Genomic DNA, 3582 nt, shown 5'->3' on the forward strand with positions numbered 1-3582 from the left:
CTTAATAATAATTATTTATCGAATTTTAAGGTGTCCTAAAAAGGGGAAGCCTACAGTCATGCTTAATCGAAACCCAAAGAAAGCAGAAGACACCATTAAAACGTTAAAACAGGAACTTGGAAACCACATAGACGTTTTAGCTATAAAAATGGATTTGGCAGAACAAGCCTCTGTAAAAAAAGCGGCTGAAGAAGTTTTAATAACTGTGCCTCAAATCGACGCACTTATCTGTAACGCCGCAATTGCCCAAGTGCCAAAACAAACCCTAACTGTGGACGGTTGGGAAAGCCAAATGGGAACAAACCACTTCGGGAATTTCACGCTGCAAGCTTTATTATTTCCACTAATAGAAAAATCAGAAGGGAGAATTGTAACCGTTGGAAGTATGGGTTATAATTTAGGGATTAAAACCATACAGTTTGACGATTTAAACTGGGATAAAAACTACAGTCCAAATGGTGTATACAGCCAAAGTAAATTAGCACAAATTATGTGTGTTTACGAATTACAAGACCGCCTACAACAAGCAGGTAAAACAGATGTGAAAGTGTATGCTTGTCATCCAGGTGCTTCTAAAACTTCTTTAATTAAAACCAGTGGTAGCTTAACGACTCGATTTGTTTGGCAACTAATGAAATTATCACCGTTAGTACAATCGGCTGAAAAAGGGGCTTATCCACAGTTGATGTGTGCTACAGAACCAAACCTTGACCAAAGTGGTTTTTATGGACCAACAGGTAAAAGTAATTGGACAGGTCCTGTTGGAGCACATACATTAGAACCACACGCTAAAGATAAAATTATTTCTAAAAGACTTTGGGAGCTTTCAGAAAAAGAAACAGGTATAACATGGAATATTTAAAATCTAAATTAACAACAATTACATATAAGCCACATGAACAACATAAAACTCATCTGTATAATTGCACTACTATCTTCTTTCTGTGTGTTTTCACAAGAAAGAAACTGGATTACTGAAAAATCTAAGGATGGAAAATCAACTGTAAAATACGAGCTAGTAAAGGAAAATAAAGGAACACATTTTTATTACATTGCACAAACTACAGCTAATGTGTCACTAGAAGAATTAGATGCCTATTTCTCTAACACTAGCAATCACAAATATTTTTTAGAACGAACCACGACAACTGAAGAATTTAAAAAAATATCTGATAACGAATGGTTAGCCTACTATTTTTTTGATGCACCTTGGCCATTACCTAACAGCGATATTGTTATAAAAATTAGCCGAGTTATAGAAGATAATAAACTAACCTTTACTGCAGCTTCAATATCTAATGATTATAAAAAATCTGATGTGGAAAGAATGACTACCTACAAAGTAATTTATGAATTTAAAAAAATCAATAATTTTACAACTAAAATCACCTACAACGCTAATTATATCCCTGTAGGTTCTATTCCTAGGTTTTTAATAAAATCTTGGTTTCCTGAAGGACCAGCTAATATTGTTACTAACTTAGGAGAGATGAAAAAAAAATAAAATAGTAGTATGCAACATTTTAAAACATTATCATCCTATTTAAGTTATTTAGGACTCCCAGAACCAGAGCATCCTATGTTGAGTGTGTTTAACTCTAAAGGCGACGGCTACTTACCTTGTCCAAGAGAGAGCTCGCCACCAATTATGAATGATTGCTATTCTATAAGTTTTAAAAAATATGTAGCCGGAGATTTAAACTACGGACGAACAAAATATGATTTCACTAATGGCGCTTTGATTTTCATTGCACCAAGACAAGTTTTAAAATGGGATGAGAGTGTCGTTTTTGAGCAAAAAGGTTTTTCGATAAACTTCCACGAAGATTTTTTGAAAGGAACTGAATTAGCGCTACAAATAAAGAAATATGGTTTCTTTTCCTATTCAGTAAATGAAGCCTTGCACCTTTCCCCAAAAGAAGAAAAGCAGATAGAATCGATAGTAGAAAACATTCAAATTGAATATCAGAATAACCAAGATGTCTTCAGTAAAGAGATTATTATTTCTCAATTAAATACCTTGTTAAAGTATGCCAATCGTTTCTATGAAAGGCAGTTTTTAAATCGGAAAGAACTATCTAACAATTTGTTAGAGCAATTTAATTTGCAACTATCAGAATATTTTGAATCAGGGCAACTGCAAGAACAAGGCATTCCAAGTATTGAGCAAATCGCAAATAAAATGTCTGTTTCACAACGTTACTTGAGTGATACTCTTAAAAAGGAAACAGGTAAAACAACAACCGAACATTTGCAATTACATCTAATTGAAGAAGCAAAGAATATTTTATTGCAACCAAATAAGAGTATTTCGGAAGTGGCTTTTGATTTAGGGTTTGAATATCCGCAGTATTTTTCGAGATTATTCAAAAAGAAAGAAGGTATCAGTCCAACCGAGTACAGAGAAATATATAAAATGAATTGAATTATGGATATATTAAAAACAGCAACAGATTGGGCAAAGGCCGAACTTTTTTCGACCCCATTTTTTATTCTTTTCGCACTTGTGTTTATAGCGGCAAGTCTAGGGTTTTGGCAGTTAGGGAAAACAGATATGGCCAGAGCGTACATAGTTCCTACCTTGGTGGCAGGTGTTCTACTTTTAACCATAGGTCTTGGATTGTTTTTCACCAATAAGTCAAGGATTACACAGTTTGAAACTGCATATAATACCGATGCCCCTGCGTTTATAGCATCTGAAATCACTCGTGCCGAAGCAACTCTCAAAGAATATAATACAATCGCTTTTAAAGCTATTCCAATCATAATTATCGTAGCAGCGTTACTAGTTTTATTTGTAAACACACCAACTTGGCGTGCAATTAGCATAACAACTATTGCCATGTTGATAGTTATCTTGTTAGTTGACGGAACTGCCTATGCAAGAATGGCTGCCTACTACAAGGAATTAAAAATGATGGATATAGAACAAGAAATTAAAAAATAACGACACACAACAGGATGTATAATTTATTGTCAGGCATAGTCTACGTATGAAAATTCTCTCAGTTTTGTATCTATTTTTATTTGCTAACTTTAATGCTTAAACCAAGCTACTAAATCATACACGAGACTATTAAAACTCATTCAAGAAATGAAACATACATTAATTTACACATTTTTAGTTCTATCAACAATTTGTTTAGTCTCCTGTGACCGTCCTAAATGCAACAATGAAAATCCAATATTTGAAAACTACGAACCTAATTCAGAAAAATATAAAGATGAATTAGCAAGACAATTAGGTACTATTGATCAAAAAGAATTGACATACTGGCTTCAGAAATATGAAAAAGAAAATAAAAATGAATCCCTGTACTTCCATATTCAAGGTGAAGGATTGTGTGCTATATTACATCTATCAATGAATCATTGGGATAAGATGGAAAATATAAGAGAGAAAAAAGGAGTTGGTCGCAGAGGGGCAGAATTTACTAATCTGAAATTTGACATTGTTCAAGACTCATTATCAACTAAATTTATTTACTCAACATTCGATAGAATAATTGATTAAAACGCGTTATAATAATGGTAACCGTTGCACAACCCCATGATTTTTATAAAACTGAGCTAAGATAGGCC

The 3582-nt window shown here is 33.5% G+C and carries 5 protein-coding genes; all 5 read left to right on the top strand.

The genetic code is table 11. The features are described 5' to 3' along the window. The coding region (locus tag AACZ92_RS16145) for an SDR family NAD(P)-dependent oxidoreductase (RefSeq protein WP_339703615.1) at positions 1–862 on the top strand (862 nt) is incomplete at its 5' end. A gap of 33 nt (positions 863–895) precedes the next feature. Continuing rightward, positions 896–1504: a hypothetical protein gene (locus AACZ92_RS16150; RefSeq protein ID WP_339703618.1), complete on the top strand. Its 609-nt coding sequence runs from the start codon at positions 896–898 to the stop codon at positions 1502–1504. 9 nt (positions 1505–1513) lie between these two features. Beyond that, positions 1514–2425: a helix-turn-helix transcriptional regulator gene (locus tag AACZ92_RS16155; RefSeq protein ID WP_339703621.1), complete on the top strand. Its 912-nt coding sequence runs from the start codon at positions 1514–1516 to the stop codon at positions 2423–2425. Positions 2426–2428: 3 nt separating this feature from the next. After that, on the top strand, positions 2429–2947 hold the full coding sequence (locus tag AACZ92_RS16160) for a hypothetical protein (RefSeq protein WP_339703624.1): 519 nt from the start codon (positions 2429–2431) through the stop codon (positions 2945–2947). A 147-nt stretch (positions 2948–3094) separates the two neighbouring features. Next, complete coding sequence (locus AACZ92_RS16165) at positions 3095–3514, top strand: hypothetical protein (protein WP_339703627.1); 420 nt, start codon at positions 3095–3097, stop codon at positions 3512–3514. Positions 3515–3582 lie beyond the last annotated feature (68 nt).

The sequence above is a fragment of the uncultured Marixanthomonas sp. genome, assembly GCF_963974425.1.
GTDB lineage: Bacteria > Bacteroidota > Bacteroidia > Flavobacteriales > Flavobacteriaceae > Marixanthomonas.